We start from the raw sequence: 20618 nt of genomic DNA, 5'->3' as shown, positions 1-20618 counted from the left end.
TATTATCCCTATAAGACCATCTCAAATTCTTGAGTTTCATCCTGATTTGATACTGCGTCTTGCTGTAACGAGGTACTTAATTTTTCAATTGTTTGATTTGCAAATAACATTGCTAGTGGGATATCTATACCAATTATCTGGCGACTTTTGGCCCCAAGACTGATGGCTTTGATTGAATCTCCTCCGATACTGAAGTAGTTATCGCGGATACCAACCTGGTCCAATCCCAGGACCTGTTGCCAAACTTCGCACAATTGGCGTTCAAGTTGCGTACGTGGAGCCAGATAATCACTCTGGGAAACAAGCTTGGGAGTTGGCAAGGCCTTTTTATCCAGTTTGCCGCTTAAATTAAGTGGTACTTTATCAATCCAGCTAAAGCTTGCAGGAATCATATACTCGGGCAATACAGACACTAATGTTGCTTTTAATATATCAAGATCTTTGGAGTCCTCGGAATCTGGGACTAAATAGGCTGCCAAGTATTTTTGACCTTGATATTCGTGATCTGTCACTATCGCTTGCCTTACTCCATCTAGGTCATTTAAAGCCGCTTCGACTTCACCTAACTCAATACGGAAACCTCTAATTTTCACTTGCAAGTCATTGCGACCGATATAATCCAGCTCACCGCTGGGTAACCACCTGACCAGATCGCCAGTTTTGTAAAATTTGGTATAACCTCTGGCTTTATCTTCCTCACTGGCAAAGGGGTTTTCTATAAAGCGCTCTGCTGTCAGTTGAGGTTGATTCAAGTAACCCCGGGCAAGGCCGGCTCCGCTTATATGCAACTCACCAATAGCCCCTATTCCTAATAACTGACCTGATTTATCGAGGACATAGCTTTTGTTATTGGCGATGGCCCTGCCTATCGGGATCTGGTTGTCTTCTGATTGAGGTGGACAATGATATTGATGGCTACTGATAGTCGTTTCTGTAGGTCCGTAGACATTAATGAGTTTATCCCCCAAATCACTGGCTAGCTTGGTTGAGGTCACTTCGCCACCCGAGATGACTCGCTTCAAGCCATGTTTTTCCCCAAGTTCCAATGCCAGAAGGAGACTAGATGGTGCATCCAGGTGAGTAATGGACTCTTGCTCAATTAGCCGCTCCAGACGGCTAAAAGACTGGATGTCGGCATCACCGGTAATCACTAGCCGAGAACCACTAAGTAATGCTATAAATATCTGCTCTATCGATGCATCAAAAGTGTAGTTAGCCAGTAATAATAAATTTTCACCAGAAGAAACTTGATACGTTTCTAGGTTATGTTGCATCAAATTTACGCAACTGTGATGCTCAATCATCACACCTTTAGGTGTGCCAGTGGTACCGGATGTATAAATCACATAAGCCAGATCGGATGTTGATGTCAGCGCAGGTAAATTATCCCCACTTATTGCTTCATTCAAAAGTAACTCTTGGGTTACACACACTATGGATTCTTGATGTTCAATACCGACGATTTTCCGGAGTTTATCTTCGTTACTCTCTCCCGTTAGGATCATCGGACATTGACTGTCAGCTAAGATATAACTCAGGCGCTGTTCAGGGTAATCAAGCGAAAGGGGCAAATAAGCTCCACCGGCTTTTAGTACTGCTAAAATAGCAATAACCATATCGATACCGCGCCCAAAATATAATGAAATAACGGTATCTGGAGTTATCGATTGTCCGTGAGCTGATTGATATTGTTTTGACAGGATGCGGGCCAAACGGTTGGCTCTTTTATTAAGTTGACTATAAGTAATCCGTTGCTGCTCAAAGATCAGTGAAATGTGATTTGGCGTTCGCAGGGCTTGCCGTTCAAATAAACCATGTAAGGTTTGTCCCTCAGGGAAGTCAATCCTTGTATCATTCCACTTACCCAGGATTAGTTGACGTTCAATTTCACTAACTCGTTCAATCTTTTCTAAGCATAACTTAGGCGTTGCCAACATACTTGTGAGTAGGTGTTGATACAAGTTGGCAATGCGTATGATGGTCTTTTCATCAAATAGGCTGACTGCATAATTAAACGTTGCGGTAATTTCCTCGTAACCATCATTTAAAAATAAACTTAAATCGAAAATTGCCGGTGAATATAGAGAAGCTTCTCCATCGAGTTCAGAGGGTAAAAACGGGAAATCGTCATTAACACTTTCTTGCTGAACAAAGCTCTGTACACCGAACATGACTTGAAAGAGTGGATGGCGGGAGCTATCACGTTCAACATCAAGTGCCTCGAGCAGGCGTTCAAAAGGCAGTTCCTGATGCACTTTAGCCTGAGTAACGGTCTGATGCACCTGTGCTATCAAATCCTTTACAGTCATTTTAGTATCTAGAACAGTTCTCAATACTAGAGTGTTAACAAAAAAACCAATCAAGTCTTGAGTTTGGGCATGGTGACGATTATCTGAGGGTGTACCTACCAGGATATCTTCCTGCCCTGACAAGGTTGCGAGGCAAAGATAAAATCCAGTTAGTAATATGGTATATAAAGTAGTACCTTCAGATCTTGCAAAAGCGCGTAACTGCGCTGATGTATTTTCGTCTAGGACAAAGTGATAGTGCTTACCCCTTTGATCAGCCTTTGGCGGCCGTTGATGATCTAGTGGCAGTACCAAGGATTCGTAACCGGACAACGTTTTTTGCCAGTAATTCAGCAGATTTTCTAGAGTCTCACCTTTGAGATATTCTCGTTGCCAAACAGCATAATCATGATATTGGATTTCCAGCACCGGTAGTGATGCTTGCTGCCTTTCACAAATAGCATGATAGATTTGTGAAAATTCTTTAATAAAAATGCCAGTAGACCAGCCATCAAAAGCAATATGATGCCAAAGGATCAACAAGTACCGTTGTTCGCCTAACTGGTACATATGTAAGCGGACGGCGCTCTCATGGCTTAGATCAAAGGGCCGATTATTTTCCCTAATCAGGGCAGTCTTCAATTGGGATTCATCTGTAAGCTGGTGCTTGTTTATTGCTATCTCCCTGGGCTGGACTTCTTGTAGGGTGACACCATTTTTGTCCGTGTAGTAGATGCTGTTTAGTATAGTGTGACGTCGTACTACCTCGCTTATTGCCCGCTCAATATTATTTAGCGATGCTTGAGGCCTGAGCCTAACTAAGTAGGGAATATGATATGCACTTGCCCCGGAATCAAATTTCTCGATAAAGAATAAACGCTCCTGGGAAAAAGACAGGGGATAAGGGCCGACTTTTGCTGAAGGAATTCTTAGCAGCGGCTTCTCCTCAAGCCCTTTGGAGAGGGCAGCAATATTTTTTTTCTCAAAGAGAGTTGCTAGGGATAGTTCAATACCTAATTCCCTGCGAATGGTAGCTATGAGTTGTACCGCATTGATCGAATGCCCACCGATTCGAAAAAAGTCATCCGCAATACCTACACGATCAAGTCCCAATATCTGCTGCCAGATCAGGCAGAGATTTTGTTCAAGACTGGTGCGGGGAGGGAGGTAGTTATCATTTATAATCAATTGTGGATTTGGTAACGCGCGATAGTCCAATTTTCCATTAGGGGTTAATGGCAATTTCTCCAACAAAGTATAGCTTTCAGGTACCATGTATCCCGGTAAATTAATAGATAGCATTTGCTTTAGGGTATCCGGTGAAATTTTCTCTCTTGCCTCTGGTACTATATAAGCAACTAATATTGTATTTTCTTCATGGTGAAAAGTGGTCACTAATGCTTGCTTTACTGCTTCGATTTCATGCAAGGCTGACTCGATTTCTCCTAATTCGATCCGGTAGCCCCGAATTTTAACTTGCTTACCAATTCGCTCAAGGTACTCCAAATTTCCGTCTGGTAACCAGCGCACTAAATCCCCAGTTTTATATAGCCGGTCATGTCCCCTTTCTCTATCTTCATCACTGACATAAGGATTATTAATAAAACTCTTAGCTGTCAGCTCTTCCTGATTAAGGTAGCCGCGAGCAATACCTGCACCGCCGATATATAGTTCCCCAGGAGACCCGACAGGTGCCGGTTGGCCATTTTTATCCAAAACATATAATTTTTTATTATGCAATGGGCTGCCAATAGGCAGTTTTCTCATCTTGGTATTTAAGTGACAGGCAGTAGCAAAAACAACCGTTTCAGTTGGCCCATAAACATGTGTAAACGAAATTTCAGGGTGGTCATTAACTAGCTGGTGTAAAGTTCCAGCATCGGCCTTTTCTCCGCCAAATAAAATATTATTTACCTTCAATCTATTTAATAGTCTCTCTTTGGTCAGGACACTCAGTAATGCAGTCGTGATAAAAAATGAATCAATATGATGGCTATTTAGATAATCTATTAAACTTATAGGGGACTGGATTACGTCCTGCGTAACGAGATGCATACTGCAGCCATTTAGCACACTGTAAAATAAGTCAAATACGAAACCATCAAAAGCATAGGAAGACAAACTGGCAATATTGGTCACCTTGGAGGCTTCCAAATAACGATTATTGCAAGCAAAAGCTGTTACTGCATTATGTTGCACTAAAACGCCTTTGGGCTTACCTGTTGTCCCTGACGTGTAAATCACATAGGCAAGATGATTGCTACTTGATGTTTCTGGTAAGTTATCGTGATGATATGCGGTGACTTCCTTTTTATCATCAACTACAAGGATTGATGGAACTTGGTACTTGCCAGCCTGGGATGCGGGTAGTGCCGATAAGCTCTGCTTATCACTTATTACCAGCGAGATTTGTGCATCTTCCAGTATAAATTTGATACGTGCTTGAGGGAGGTCCGGTGCAATTGGCACATAGGCCGCTCCAGCTTTCAGTACCGCCAAAATGGCAACAACCATATCTGCGCTACGTTGAAAACATAATCCTACTAGAGTGTCGGGCTCTATTGTCCTCGCTGTGCTGGCTTCATATTTATTTAAAAGTGCACGTGCGAGACGGTTGGACTTTTGATTAAGCTCCCGATAGCTTAGTCGGCATTGCTCAAAAACCAGGGCAATATGATCAGGTGTCCGGCTGACCTGCTGTTCAAATAGACCATGTATAGTGTTTCTGTCGGGATAATTAACCTGAGTATCATTCCACTGGTACAACATTTTCTGTCGATCAGCGGTACTTAGTTTTTCTATTTGTGCTATCGGAAAGTCTGGTCCAGAAAGGAGACCGGAAAGCATCCTTTGGTAAAGACTGGATATATGTGCTATAGATTCTTCATCAAAAAGACTTACCGCATAGTTAAACCCTGCGGTAATTTCATCGCCATAATCATTTAGCGATAAACTTAGATCAAATTTTGCCGGTACATATAAATTGCTTTCATCAATTAATTTTGTAGGAATAAAAGGTAATTTTTCGGTATCACTGATTTCCTGCCTGTTATTCTGTAGACCAAACATTACCTGGAATAAAGGATGGCGAGAATTATCTCGCTCTATCTTCAGTTCTTCAACTAGACGCTCAAATGGGAACTCCTGATGCACCTTAGCCGAAGTTACGACCTGGTGCACTATGGCTAATAGTTCTTTTATCAACATTTCGGGCTTGATTACAACACGCAAAGCCAGGGGGTTAACAAAAAAACCGATCAAATTTTGAGTCTGGGAATGATGACGATTATCTGACGGTGTGCCCACCAAAATATCTTCTTGCCCAGACAGGGTTGTCAGGCATAGGTAGAATCCACTGAGAAGTACAGTATATAGAGAGATTCCTTGATCTCTTGCTAATCTTCGTAACTGTGCTGAGGTTTGACTACCTAGAGTGAACCGATGGTATTTACCTCGGTGATCAGCCACTATGGGCCTGGGGTAATCAAGTGGTAAAGCCAAAGATTCATATCCGGACAAACGTTGTTGCCAATACTGTAGCTGCTTCTCTAGCTGCTCTCCTTGCAGATAGTCATGTTGCCAGGCAGCATAATCACGATATTGAATATCCAGTTCGGGTAGGAGAGCTTCTCGCTTTTGACATATAGCTTGGTAAATTTCTGAAAGCTCTTTGATGAAAATCCCGCTAGACCAGCCATCAAAGGCGATGTGGTGCCAGAGTATTAGTAGGTAATCTACTTCCCCTAATTGAAATATATGAAGTCGAACTGCCCCTTCCTTTTCAAGGTCAAAGGAACGCATACACTCTTTTCTAACTAAGAGCGTCAATTGTTTTTTGTCCGCAGCTTTGTGCATTTGTAAAGTGACAGGAGTAGATAGTACCTCTTGCCGACTAATTCCGGTGTTATCGGTATAATAGACACTGTTAAGCACAGTATGTCTACGAATCACAGCGTTTAGTGCTTTTTCAAGCTTATCCAGCGATGTCTTTGGCTTTAGTCGGGTAAGATAAGGTATATGATAGGCACTGCTTCCAGATTCAAATTGTTCAATAAATAGAAGTCTTTCCTGAGCAAAAGATAGTGGAAATGCGGTTGCATTTGAGCGCGGGATTGTCAACAACTTTTGTTTTTCTATTCCCGAAATCAGAGTAGCTATATTTTTTCGCTCGAACAATTCTTCCAGTGAAACTTCTATAGCCAGTTCTCGACGAATAGTAGCGGTTAGCTGAACTGCATTAATTGAATGGCCACCTATACGGAAAAAGTCATCCTTAACGCCTATGTTTTCCAGTCCCAGTACACGTTGCCAGATCTGACACATCTGACTCTCTAGTTCGGTTCGGGGTGCAAGGTAGTTATTCTTAGAAATTAGTTCCGGGGTGGGTAAAGCACGATAGTCTACTTTACCGTTGGTGGTTAGCGGGATCTGATCCAGGTAAGTATAGCTCTCCGGCAACATATACTCAGGTAAGCTAAGAGCCAATGTGTCCCGTAAGGCTTCTGATGAAATATCTTGTGCTAGACAAGGTACTATATAGGCTATTAGCAGGGTACTACCCTGATGATGATAAGTTGTCACCAGTGCCTGTTTTACTGATTCTACGTTGGTGAGCGCAGTTTCAATTTCCCCTAACTCAATTCGGTAACCCCGAATTTTAACCTGCTGTCCTATACGTTCCAGATATTCCAAGTTTCCGTTGGGTAACCAGCGCACCAAATCGCCGGTTTTATATAAGCGATCATACCCCCTGCTTTTATCTTCATTATTGGCAAAAGGGTTATTGATAAAATTCTGTGCTGTCAGTGCTTTCTGGTTGAGATAGCCTCGGGCGACTCCTGCTCCACAGATATATAATTCCCCTGGAGCCCCGATGGGTACCGGACAACCTTTTTTATTAAGTACGTAAGCCTTAACATTATTGATAGGGCGACCTATACATCGATTATTATTTTGCTGATAAAAGTTCAGACTTTGAATGGCTGTTACCGTAGCTTCAGTTGGTCCGTATTCATTAATAAGCTTGTCTTTCCAAATATTTACCAACTCTGGTGAACAAGGTTCACCGCCAAATACTACTCTTTTTATTTGCTGTTTGTTTTTGATATCACCTAAAGTCAATAGATGAGAAGGAGATGCTACCAAGTGTGTAACCTGATGTTTGGCTATTAAGCCGATGATTTTTTCCGGTTGTTTTAATATTCCTCTTTCGGGTAATATCAACCTCCCACCATTCAACAGAGCCAAATAAAAGGGCTCAACTGAAGCGTCAAAAACATAAGACAACAGCCAAAGCACACGTTCTTGATTGTCAAAATTAAATGCTTCGCTTTGTGCTTTAATTAGATTGACAACGGATTTATGCTCTACCATTACTCCTTTAGGAGTACCGCTTGTGCCTGAGGTATAGATTAGATACGCCAGGTTGTTTCCTTGCGAACCATGACTTAGGTTTTCGATAGAATACGGCGCAGTTTCTACTTGGTTATCTACTGCAAGTAATAAAGGTGGAGTAGGGATTTCCTTGAGTAAAGAGCGGAGTTTATCAAGCTTGAAACTTTGACTTAATACCAGGGCAGATTTACTGTCTTCTAATTGAAATTTCAGACGTTTTTGAGGTGCATCACAGGCAAGGGGAAGGTAAGCTGCGCCGGCTTTTAGCACAGCTAATATCCCTATAACCATTTCCAGGCTTTGTTCAAAATATAAGGCAACGATAGTATCGGGTCTTATCGTATTTCGGTGTTTATCTTGATAGTTACGCTGTATTGCCCTTGCTAGTTGATTAGCTTTTTCATTTAACTCTTGGTAAGTTAATTGTTGTTCTTCAAAACTAACCGCGATTGAATCATGATTTATTAGGGCTTGAGTTTCAAATAGATGTGATAAACTTAGCTCATTACCACCATGTGAGCTTGTCTGATTCCAATCAATTAAAACTTTTTGGCGATCTCTATCTGACAAACTATCAAAAGTATTGATAGATCGTGAGGGCTGCTCCAGCATCTGTACCAAAAATTTTTGATAGATTCCACTGGCACGGATAATGCTTTCCTCATCAAATAGACTTACTGCATAACTAAACATACCTTTTATCTGGTTCCCACTGTCATCGAGAGTCAGGCGTAAATCCGCTTTTGCAGGCGAATATAATGGGTTTTGAGGATCTGTTTCTACCGGGGTAAACGGCAATTCATATAGGTTTGTCAAACCAAAACTTTGTACCGTAAACATTACCTGAAACAATGGATGGCGGGACAAATCCCTTTCCACTTCCAGTGTGTCAATGAGAGACTCAAATGGTAGATCTTGGTGAGTTTTAGCCGCAGAGACTACCTGATGTACTTGCCTGATTAATTCATCAGCTGTTATATCTGCATTTAACTTTACTCGTAGCGCCAGCGAGTTGACAAAAAAGCCAATTACGTCTTGGGTCTGGGCATGATGACGATTATCTGACGGAGTACCTATCAGGATATCTTCTTGCCCTGATAGGCTAGACAGTGTTGCAAAAAAAGCACTGAGGAGGACGGTATATAGAGTAGTTTCCCTTGATTGGGCATAGTGCCGTAACTTCAGGGATAGTTCAGCCTCTAACGTAAAGTAGATATTTTTTCCTCGGTAATCCATTTTTTTGGGACGAGGACGATCTGTTGGTAAAATTAAAAGTTCATAACCGTATAGGGTATTATGCCAGAAAGACTTTAACTTGGAGAGATTCTCCCCATTTAGATAATCCCTTTGCCATTGGGCGTAATCGCTATATTGGATGGATAGGTCTGGTAAGCCTATTTCCTGGCTATTAAGTAAAGACTGGTAGATGTTAGATAATTCCCGTAAGAAAATATCCATTGACCAGCCATCAAACGCAATATGATGCCACATAATTAGCAAATACAGCTTTTTATTGGCCTCATAATATTTCAGACGCATTGGTGGATCTTGTGACAGATCGAAGGGGCGCACTATCTCATCTTTTACCGCCGGTAGTAACTTTTCTTCTGTGTTTAAGTGGTTTGTCGAAATTTTAACAGGGCCAGATAATATCTGGCTGATATTCCGGTTATCAGACTCAATATAGACTGAATTGAGCACGGGATGACGTATTGCCAAATGTGTAAAAGCACTTTGTAGAATATCTAATCGGGCATCTTGGTCCAATTGCACTAAATATGGAATGTGATATGCACAGGTTTCAGGCTCTAACCGTTCAATAAATAATAGTCGCTCCTGAGCAAAAGACAGACGGTATTGCAAGAGTTCCTCAAGCCTAAAAAATTTTTTCTGTGAGTCAATTTCTCTTCTTTGTAAATACTTAACTAACTGAGGCTTTTCTGCTTTCAATCGTGTTAGCAGTTCTTTCGGTATTTCATCACCGCTACTTGCCAATTTAAGAATATCTCCACTGACCCATACAGCCAGGTTATTTTTTTTGAGCTCTTTTAATAACGCTAACATCAACTAAATCTCCATTACTAACTGATTATTAGCTGTAGGCTTATCAGCCAGCTTGGGAATGACCATGCTTTGTTGGTTTTTTAATGCAAGTGCTAATCTGGCAACGGTGCTGTGCTCTAATAATAGGCGTAAGGGAATATCTATCCCGTTTAACTTTCGGCTGACAGCTGTGAGCTTTACTGCATTGATAGAATTGCCACCGATACGAAAGAAGTTATCCTCAATCCCGACCTTGTCCAGCTTCAAGACTTCTTGCCAAACTGTACATAAATGTCGTTCAAGCTCATTTCTTGGTGCTTCGTAATTATGCTGGGTGACCATTTCTGGCTCAGGTAACAGATTGGGGTCAAATTTTCCATTGATATTAAGGGGGATGACATCTATTAAATTATATGAATCAGGCACCATATAATTTGGTAGGCTCGACTGTAGAAATGACTTTATTGCGTCGCAATCCAGTACTACATCATGTGTTGAAACCAAATAGGCTGCCAAGACTTGATTACCCTTTAACTCCCGTTTAATAACAACTGCCTGTTTTATTTCAGGGTGAGTGCACAAGATGTTTTCGATTTCGCTTGTTTCTATTCGATAACCACGGATTTTTATTTGGCTGTCGTTACGGCCAAAATACTCTAGAGAACCGTCAGGTAACCAGCGGACTAAATCACCAGTTTTATATAATCTATCGTAACCTCTATCGAGATCTTCCTGTGTTGCAAAATAGTTGGGAATAAATCGCTGTTGCGTTAAGGTTTCTCTATTTAAATATCCGCGAGCCAGGCAAGCTCCACCTATATATAATTCGCCAATAACACCAACAGGTGAATAATGTCCATATTCATTTAATACATAAAGCCTCACATTATCGATTGGTTTTCCTATGTTTATTTGGTCAGGCTTCTCTATTTTTTGTTGTGTCACACATACCGTGGCCTCTGTCGGGCCATATTCATTAAATGTGAACTCGGCAGGCAATACTGCTAATGGACTTAAATTGTCACCACCTGTGTGGACTAATGTTAATGTGGAATTTCTTAGTTCTTCTGCAATTTCATTGAGTATTGCAGTTGGAATAAATGCTTGGTTAATATTATTCTCAGTGATATATGAAATTAGCCTTTCACTCTCAACTCTACATTCATCCGAAGCAATATGGAGTTCCGAGCCAGATAAAAGTGCTGGAAATATTTCAAAAACACTGGCATCAAAAACATAGTTGGAGAACTGTAAGATCCGTTTTTCAGTATTCAACTGATGACTTTTGATCATATATTGAGTCAGATTTACTACGCTTTGATGCTCTATCATCACCCCCTTGGGTTTTCCTGTAGTGCCGGAGGTGTAAATCACATATGCAAGAGCTCTGGGATCTAGCTTAATGGCGGGAGATGCTGACGATTGAGTGGATAGCAATTCAGGTATATCAACAGAAATAAGTAATGGAACATTTTTAAATTCTGATAGTTTTTTATCAATAGCAGTAAAGTGGTGCCGTTGCGTCAAAATAATCGGAGCTTGACTGTCTTTAAAAATAAATTGAGTACGTTGCTCTGGGTATTCTGGAGAGATGGGTAAATAGGCTCCGCCAACTTTTAAAACGGCTAACATACTAATAATCATTTCCAGGCTGCGATCTAAATACAACGCTACTATTGTATCTGCCATTAACTCATGGCCGGTTTGAGCTCGATACTGAGTGAGAATAACCTGGGCAAGTTGATTAGCCTTCTTATTAAGCTCCTGATAGCTGATAACACTATCCTGATATACCAGGGCTGTATTTTGGGGGGCTTTACTTACCTGGGATTCAAATAATTCAACCAAAGTTCTGGTCGCTGAATATTCGGTATCGGTATTATTCCATCTGGCAATTTGTTGATTCAATTTAGTATCAGCTATCACTAAATCCGATATTTTACTGGCATCCCCCTGCAGGATTTGTGTCATTACAGACTTAAATGAGGCCATCATATTCTGAATAAACCAAGGGGCATGTCGTTCCTGATTGAACTCCCATAGTACGGTAACGGGATCACCACTGCCTTCCTGCCCCATCCTCGGGATAACCACAATATTTAAATCGAATTTTGCGGATTTGCTGCCGATGGCTTCGACCAATTGTATCTCTGAGATGCCAGGTAATGTCATTTTCGGTAAGGGAGAATCATGAAAACTAAAGCAGACCTGAAATAACGGATTTAGTCCTTTGATGCGTTCAGGATTTACCAAATCAACAACAGTTTCAAATGGAAGTTCCTGATTTTTTTGTATTTCTTGTATCGTATCAAAGCAGGTATGAATAAAATTATTAATTCCTTGTTTTGAGTTTTGTTTTATTCTTGCAACATTGGTTGCCACCATCATTCCGATAGTATTTTCTACTCCTTGATAATTACGGTTCGCAGTACCAGTGCCGACGCAAATATCGGTATCGCCGGAGTACCGAGATAATACTAAGTTGACGGCCGCCAACATAAAGGAAAATGGCGTTACTCCCTGTTTCTGACAATAATTTTGTATTTCATGCCAGAAATTCCGAGGGATCTTCATTTTTTTAGTATCTCCTCCCTTTAAATCTCCTGCGGCGGTCTGAGGTAAATTGATTTTAGTTGGGGCATCTTTGAGTTTTTTATACCAGAATAGCTTCTGTTTTTCAGCTGCTTCGCTCGTTAGCCAATTGTTTTGAAAAACAGCAAAGTCGGCGTACTGCCCAACATGATTAAGAGTTGTTTTTTTTCTGCCCTCGAGTCTTTGCTTATAGCAGGAGAATAAATGCTCAAGAAATATATTTGAGGACCAGCCATCATGGACAAGGTGGTATTCAATGTGAACAAGAATATGTTCTTTGTCTGTTAATTTTACTAATCCCCAGCGTACCAAAGGTAGTTGGGTAATGTCGAATACCTGATTCAGTCCTTCTGCTATTAAATAGTCAACTTGCTGTTGAGCCTGTTGATAATTCATGGAACTAAAATCATATCTGGCTATCTCAACTTGGTAGCTTTCATGGATGTATTGGCAGGGTTCCTCCAAAGAATAGGACGTTCGGTAAATCTCATGTGCATCGACTACATCCTGGATAGAGTGAGCAAGAATGTCTGGATCGATTTCACCTTTTAGAATCAACTTACTCTTTGCATGATATGCTCTATTTCCTGGGTTGGATTTTGTCAAAAACCATATGGCTCGCTGCTGTGAGGATAAAGGTGAAATAGTCCGATATTTATTATCCCTGGTGTTGATACTGAAACTTTGCTGGCAGCGAGGTAATTGCTGCCAGATATTTTCAGGTGTGCGCTCTGTATAAATTAACTCAACTGGAATATTTACAGATGCTTCTCTGGCGAGTTTTGAACATAATCGAATAGCTGAGATTGAGTCGCCACCAGCGGCAAAGAAGTCTTCTTTCCATGCCAAAGGTAACGCTGTGTATTTATTTATCAAGACTAGAAACGTCGCCTGTTCAGAATTAAGATTCACATCCACCATCGCAGATGGATCGTGTGTTGCCATAGATAATAAAATCGATTTATCTATTTTTCCATTCTCTGTCAGCGGAAGCTCAGGTAGAATTAGAAAATGCTCAGGTACCATGTGAAGTGGCAAATGTGCCTTTAGGTGTGATTCGAGCTGTTGTATATCCAACGAGAATTCTTGCTTGAGTACTGCATATGCATACAGCGATTTTTTGTTTCCTGTATCGCTTGCAAGTACGCATGCCAAGGCAATGCCATTTAGAGTTTTTAGGCAATTTTCAATTTCCGAAAGCTCTATTCGGTGGCCTCGTATTTTTACTTGCGAGTCATTCCTACCTATAAACTCAAATTCGTCTCCTTGGAGGCGTCGAACTAAATCTCCTGTTTGGTATATGCGTTTATATCCGTCGCGGCTAATTTTCGATGGTAGTAAACTACCGCTGATAAATTTTTCGGCTGTTAATTCTGGTTTTCTCCAGTAGCCACGGGCAATGCCTGTACCGCCAAGATATAGTTCCCCAATATCTCCGATGGCCACCTGCTGTAAATTGCTATCCAACACCCAAGCTTTAGTATTCTTTAACGCTTTGCCGATATTGTTTGCCGAATCCCCATGCGTAAAAAGGTGTGCGGTAGCGCACACAGTAGTCTCTGTTGGTCCATAGGCATTGAAAATCTTGCTTTGCTTGTTGAGCTTTTGCATCATATTAATGGATGGTGCTTCACCGGCAACAACAATGCTTTGCAAGGAGTGAAGTTTTTCTTCGGGTAACAACGCTAATAGTGATGGTGGTAAAGTGGCAAACTGTATTTGATTGTCTCGGATTAAGTTTGCAAGTTTATTGTGGTCTTTACGTTCTTCTTCATTAGCAATATAAATCGTTTGGCCCAAAAATAGACTGGCAAATATCTCGAATACACTGGCATCAAAAACATAAGATGCAAACTGTAAAGTCCTTTGAAAATTTTCCAGTGAAAACCTTTCAATTTGCGCCGAAGCGAGGTGAAGGATATTCTGATGAGTGATCATAACCCCCTTAGGCTTGCCCGTTGTTCCAGATGTGTATAGTACGTAGGCAAGATCATTAAGGCAGTTCTGATTTACTTCCTCCAATGAAGGGCTGGTTTTAATAGTATCTTTATCGTCAGAAATGAGTAAGATTGGCGAGTTATGATTTGAGTTTAGCCAGCTTGTCAGTTGAAATTTATGATGAGCCTGAGTTACAACCACTTTGGTTTTGGTATCCTGAAAAATGTATAATGCTCTCTCCCGTGGATACTCTGTAGAGATTGGAACATAGGCAGCACCAGCCTTTATTACTGCCAGCATGGCAATTACCATGTCCAAGCCTCGATCTAAATACAGTGCAACTAAATTTTCTTTTGAGTTGTCTTCTTTAGCTAGCGCCTGGCTGATTAAGGTTGAAAGTGATTTTGAGCGCTCATCAAGCTCTTGATAACTAATACTAATCCCTTGATATATGAGAGCTGTTTTATTTGGGTTTATATTGATTTGCTTTTCTAAGCAGCTATAGACGGATCGTGCTTTTGAATTGAAATTCTCACTTTTGATATTCTGTGAGTTAACGATTTCATTGATTTCCATCATCAGTATTCCATTTTTATTTTTTATTAACGATCATTGTAAAAAGTGATAGCTTTGGATGTTGTCTGGTTTATACCCTTCTTGGATGATTTTTCATATGTTGTGAATATGAAATTTTATTATTTATTCTGTAAGTGATGTGCGTCTTGAATTAGTAGTTATTTTTAAGTTTTCAAGTTAGTAAATTATATTTTGTTAAGAGGGTTAGGGTAGGTGACTGAATTAATATCGTGTAATGAAGATCAAAAGGTTTTAGCTGTGGAAAATGATTCTCTATAGCTGGCTTATAATGAAAAGGCTGGCGGGATGTGTGTTGTTTAGATTGAAATTTATTATGTTTCGTCTGCCAATGTTGAAGCATTGGTGAGGTGATAAATGTGGCTAAGTTGTTAGAATAATTTGCATTTTTCATAGTGCCAACTTCCGTGCATGTCTGTCACTACAATACTGCGCTGGGAAGTTATCAAAAATGTTTTTGTGCATCAACAAAAAGGTACTTGCAATATTGGTAGCAGATTTTATGGCGATTATTTATTTGATAGGAGTCTGATGGGGACGGTTTTTGTTTTTTGTGATTGCGCTTTTTTCAGTTCGGAAGCGTGTAAATAGTTCGTTTTTTCTCTGATTTTAAATTTGTAGGGGGAGGTTGTTGTTTGTGTGTTCGATGTTTTTATGATGATTTCAGGTAAATTTTTTGGAGTGTTGTTGGGGGTTTTAAAGTGGGTTGGGGTTGAGAATTATTTTGATTGGCTTTTCTTTTATAGTAGCGTTGGCTGTATGGGTGGTAATTCTAATTAAGAAGTTTGTTCGTGTTTTATCGGTGTTTTCTAGATATATGAAATGTTAACTTTAAATAAAGTTTGCAGTCGTTGCTGTGAGGAGTGAAGTTAGGGTTTTTGGGGATATGTATTTTAGATTGTTCGGTAATGAAGTTTTGGCGCTGTATGAACGATTCTCTATCTTGATGGCATAGGGATTGCTGGCGACATAGTATATGCTCAAACTGAGCGTAAGCAGTTAATCAAAGATAGGGATGTGGAGCATATATATGAGAATTTAAAATAAATTATTCGATTAGATATCGGGGGGGTATGAGTGAGATATTCAATAGTCGATATCAATATAATTTATTTGAATTAAGTTGTTGCAATTTGGTGTGTTTATCGATGTTTTTTGAAAAGAGAACCTTCTAAAATTTCAGTTTCTGAAGAAATGATTTAAGAGGTTCTCTTTTACTAGTTGCAGTAGTAGTTAGTTTAATTTATTCATACATCTAGGTCCCTTCCGCGCAGCATTAAAGCGATCACGCAAGCGCTCAATCATCGCTGAGCGCGCAGCATCGTGGTTAATACCCATAACCACATTTACTGCCAAGCCCTCATCGGCCTCAGTAAAAGTAGTCTTTCCTACTGTTGGATCAAAGGTAATTGGATCATAAGGTGTTGTGCTGTCGGCTAGGCCAGCATCTAGTTGGTCGACAGTGATATAGCCGGGCACTAATTCCATTTCCAAGGTTTCAGGTTCCAGTAGTACCAGCGCAGCAATAATGTCCCAAAGGCGAATAACGGCATCCATGGCGAAGTCACCATTACCCTGGAAATTCCCACCCTCAAATTCACGAATGGAACTGAGGAGTTGGGAGGTGTAGCAGGCTTCCGGGGTTGCACGGCGCTCTGCGAGGGCTTCGATGGTACTGCCTTGTACTTTGGCCATGTCGGTTGAGTTGGTCGGAACCAGATAGGTTTCAATATTATTTTCACTCAGGGCGTCGAAGGCCCATTGTGCGCTCAGTGGGTCGAGCAGAATATTGAATTCCTGATGGGTACTGAAGTCGCTGTCACAGCCGAAGCTGGGGTGGGAGAAAATATTGCCGCCCAGATTTCTAGATTTATCGCCAAAGCAGGCTGCTTCGTGATTCTCTGTAAACGGCTCATAATTCTCAAAGCCACCACCCATCATAATAACGTGGTCAATTTTAGCCAGCTGTTCTTCGCTGGCTTTGCCAAGTACCCGGGCCAGGGTGGTGAGTTTACCGGTGTTGAAAACTATTGGGCGTTGCTCCAGGTTATCCATCGTTTCCAGGATAATGTCTTCGGCCAGCTCAAAATTGAAGGAGACACCATTGTTACCTTGGTAGCGGTAGTGCTCCTGTTTGGCGCGCGGGATTAGGTGGTCAGTTCCATATAAGGTGGAGCCGTTGTCACGCCAGGGGCCGGGTACATACTGGCCGTAGAGATTGATACCCATGGCGTTGCGGCGCTCCAGGTTCCAGGTACCGGTGGAGAAATCGGAGGAGTTGGGTAGTTGATAGTCTTCTCTGCCGAGAACGGCCTTATCGTCATTTACCGGAGATACTGAAGCTTTGCCGTTTGCGCCGTAGGCGACTTCCTCTGTGGCAAAGTAGGCTCCGCGAATAACCTGGGTATCGTTATTTCCCAGCCATTCGAGGATGTTGTAAACAGTGTTGGCCCCGTGCGCTACGGTATTGAAAGAGTCCTCAACGACAGCCAGCTCCAGGGTATAGCGTGGGTCTTTGGCGATTAGCATCAGTGCTACGGCATCATCAAAGTTATTGAAGTCGCCAATCCAGATAATGGGTTGGGCGTTTTCGGTCTTGATGGCCTGGTGTGGTTTCTTGCTGTGAGGTCCGCTATCCGCATTGCAAGAAGCCAATGTGGTTAGGCTGCCCAGTACCAGAGCTCCTGCAGAGAACCAGTGTTTTAATTTCATTTATCCTTCCCTAAATATTCGAGTGGTTTTACTCGGCAATCCAATAGCTCCTCCCTGATCTACTCGATTGCCACCTTGTAGCACCGTTTGTTGTATGAGTTAACGGTATTACACAGGTGTGAGCCGGAACATGGCCGGCAGCGATACTTCCCTGTAGCGCTTTATCTGAAAGCTATTTAAATCAGCCTTCAATAAATGGCTTTAAATTTCGTAATAGCTGTTGCTCCAGGGGTTCACTACCGTTAATTCCCATACCTGTCAGTTTTGATTTATCCAGCTGGCAATTGTAAGGGCGTGGCACTGTAAAATTGGGTTCACTTTCAGCGCTCAGGTGTTCGGCATTCAGGTTACAAGCCTTGGCAATAATGTGTGCGAGCTCGTAGCGTGTGCAGGCCGTATTGCCACTCCACTGGTAAATGCCTTCAAAATTGATGCCACCACGGATTTTCAGCAGGCATTGCTCCAATACTTCGGCCACTTCCTCAACACTGGTGGGAAAACGAATAGCCCAGTGATCCAACGTGACTGGCCTTTGCTCGCGCAAAGTATCTAGTAGGGCGGTGATGCCGGATTCCTCCAGATAGGCAACGGGCCCGAATAACCAGGGCAACCTCAAAACCCAGTGATTGCCGTTACTCAGTACCGCCTCTTCCCCTGCCAATTTACTGCGGCCATAGAAGTTAACCGGGTTGGGATTGTCATCAGCTTTGTAGGGCGGGGTGCTGCCATCAAAAACATAGTCGGTGCTGATATACACTAATTGTGTATCGTTTTCGTTACAGTATTTCGCCAGGAATTCTGTGCTGCTGACATTGAGCTGCCAGGCGGTGCCGGGGCTGTCGGCGCAGCGATCAGGCCAGCGTTCGGCGGCGCAGTGAATGACAATATCGGGATCAACCTGTTGCAGGCAGGCCTTCACCGCTTCGCTATCGGACAAGTCCAGGCGAATTAAATTTTCTCCCGCGCGGGAAAAGGCGGTGCCGGTAACAGAAAAAACCGGATTGCTGGAAAGCTGTTTAAATACACTGCGCCCCAATAGGCCGGAGGCGCCGGTAATCAGTATTTTCACGGGTGATTTCCTTTTGTCAGGCTGGCGGGAAACGTGTGGCCTGAGTGGGATAAAAGATGGTGCAGGATGGTTGGGTAGGCCACAACTGAAGGCCGCCTACCCGGGTGCTGCCCGGTTTGCCTATCTGAAAAGTTACAGAAGGTGATACCGGGCTGGAGCAATTTACATCTGCTCCATCACTTCAATGCCAAGCAGGTCGAGGCCAGTAGCGATAGTGCTGGCCACTAGATTACATAATTGCAGGCGGCTGTGCTTCTGCTGTTCACTTACGCCTTCTTTCAATACTGGGCAGGCTTCGTAGAAGCTCATATAGGCGCTGGCCAGTTCGTACAAGTAGGTGCAGAGTACGTGCGGGAAGGTATCTTTGGCCACCTGGTCCAGTACTTCGCCAAATTGGCTTAGTTTAATTGCCAGGGCGCGTTCCTGTGGGCTTTCCAGTTGGATATCGCCCTTGAGCTCGCTCGGCTCAATACCGGCTTTACGGAAAATACTGCGTACGCGGGTGTAAGCATACTGTAGGTAGGGGGCGGTATTGCCCTCAAAGCTCAGCATGGATTCCCAGCTGAAGATGTAATCGTTAGTGCGGGTCTTGCTTAGGTCCGCATATTTCACCGCGCCGATGCCCACCTTGCGCGCGATTTCTGCACAGGTTTTTTCATCCAGCTCCGGGTTTTTCTCAGCCACCAGTTTCTCTGCACGCTCTACTGCTTCATCCAGGAGGGCTGCCAGTTTTACGGTGCCGCCGGTGCGGGTTTTAAATGGCTTACCGTCGTCGCCCATCATGGTGCCAAAAGCGCAATGCTCTAGAGAAACCGACTCCGGCAGGAAGCTCGCTTTGCGTGAGGCGACAAAGGCCTGCTGTAGGTGCAGGGATTGGCGGGCATCAACAACATATAGGATACGGTCGGCACTGAGTTGGTTGGCGCGGTAGCGGATAGCGGCCAGATCGGTGGTGGCATACAGGTAGCCGCCGCCTTTCTTCTGGATAATCATCGGGCTGGGATTGCCTTCCTTATCGGCCATCTCTTCCAGGAAAACAACGATCGCGCCCTGGTCTTCAACGGCGATTCCATTATCCAGCAGCTCATTTACCAGCACCGGCAGATCATCGTTGTACTGGCTTTCAGCGTAAACGTCTTCCTGCTTGAGGGTGACATTCAGCTTGGAGTAGATTTCTTCGCAGTGGCTGATAGAGATATCAATAAACTGCTTCCACAGTTTCAGGCACTGCTCATCTCCGCCTTGCAGTTTTACAACGTATTCACGGGCGCGATCGGCAAAGCCTTCTTCATCATCAAAGCGAACCTTGGCTTCGCGGTAGAAGACTTCCAGATCGGCCAATGCCACTTCTGCATCACTGTCTGCCAGCTTGTCGGAAAGGTGTGCCAGCAACATGCCGAATTGGGTGCCCCAGTCACCCATATGATTTTGGCGAACTACCTTGTGCCCCTGGAACTCCAACAGGCGTGCCAGGGCATCACCGATAATGGTAGTGCGCAGGTGGCCTACGTGCATTTCTTTGGCCAGGTTGGGGTGGGAATAGTCGATGACTACGGTCTTGGGCTCTTCAACCGAGGCGATATTCAGGCGCTTATCGCCTTGGGCGGACAATAGTTGCTGGCTCAGCCACTGTTCACTCAGATGGATGTTTAAGAAGCCAGGGCCTGCGATCTCGACCTTTTCGATCATATCGCCTTTATCCAGCTGCTCAAGGATCTTGCCAGCCAGCTCGCGCGGGTTGGTGCCCATGCGCTTGGCAGCGCCCATAGCGCCGTTGGCCTGGTAGTCGCCAAACCCGGCCTTTTTCGCAGGTGCCACAATCGGGCCGCATTCTTCGGGGATACCGGCGGCGAGCATGGCGGCCTGGAATTTGTCGGTGAGGAGCTGGCGAATATTCATAGAGTGAAGTGCTGTCTTAAATTCGTGGAAACGCCGAATTTTAATGGGCGGTGGCGGCTTTGCAACCAGCGTTGGCAAAGGAGTTGGTC

At 43.0% G+C, this 20618-nt stretch carries 5 protein-coding genes; all 5 read right to left on the bottom strand.

Going from position 1 to position 20618, the window contains the following annotated elements; genetic code table 11:
- Positions 1–8: 8 nt before the first annotated feature.
- A complete protein-coding gene (locus tag ACYX4J_RS17305) occupies positions 9–9746 on the bottom strand; it encodes an amino acid adenylation domain-containing protein (RefSeq protein ID WP_476177164.1) in 9738 nt (3245 codons plus the stop codon).
- A gap of 3 nt (positions 9747–9749) precedes the next feature.
- Positions 9750–14834 (bottom strand): amino acid adenylation domain-containing protein, encoded by a 5085-nt coding sequence (locus ACYX4J_RS17300; protein ID WP_476177163.1) that lies wholly within the window; start codon positions 14832–14834, stop codon positions 9750–9752.
- A gap of 1248 nt (positions 14835–16082) precedes the next feature.
- On the bottom strand, positions 16083–17561 hold the full coding sequence (locus ACYX4J_RS17295) for a nucleoside hydrolase (RefSeq protein WP_476177162.1): 1479 nt from the start codon (positions 17559–17561) through the stop codon (positions 16083–16085).
- A 181-nt stretch (positions 17562–17742) separates the two neighbouring features.
- Positions 17743–18630 carry a dTDP-4-dehydrorhamnose reductase family protein gene (locus ACYX4J_RS17290; protein ID WP_476177161.1) on the bottom strand — a complete coding sequence of 296 codons (888 nt, stop codon included), beginning with the start codon at positions 18628–18630 and terminating at the stop codon, positions 17743–17745.
- Positions 18631–18792: 162 nt separating this feature from the next.
- Entirely contained in the window at positions 18793–20529 is a 1737-nt protein-coding gene (gene argS, locus ACYX4J_RS17285) for an arginine--tRNA ligase (RefSeq protein ID WP_476177160.1), read from the bottom strand.
- Positions 20530–20618: the final 89 nt, after the last annotated feature.

Source organism: Microbulbifer sp. ABM4_008 (genome assembly GCF_056311705.1).
Note: the sequence above shows the minus strand (reverse complement) of the source record. Positions and strands in the feature narration are given on the sequence as shown.

Coding starts and splice junctions, on each gene's coding strand:
- ACYX4J_RS17295 (WP_476177162.1), bottom strand. CDS start 17,561: ATGAAATTAAAACACTGGTTCTCTGCAGGAGCTCTGGTACTGGGCAGC.
- ACYX4J_RS17305 (WP_476177164.1), bottom strand. CDS start 9,746: ATGTTAGCGTTATTAAAAGAGCTCAAAAAAAATAACCTGGCTGTATGG.
- argS (WP_476177160.1), bottom strand. CDS start 20,529: ATGAATATTCGCCAGCTCCTCACCGACAAATTCCAGGCCGCCATGCTC.
- ACYX4J_RS17300 (WP_476177163.1), bottom strand. CDS start 14,834: ATGATGGAAATCAATGAAATCGTTAACTCACAGAATATCAAAAGTGAG.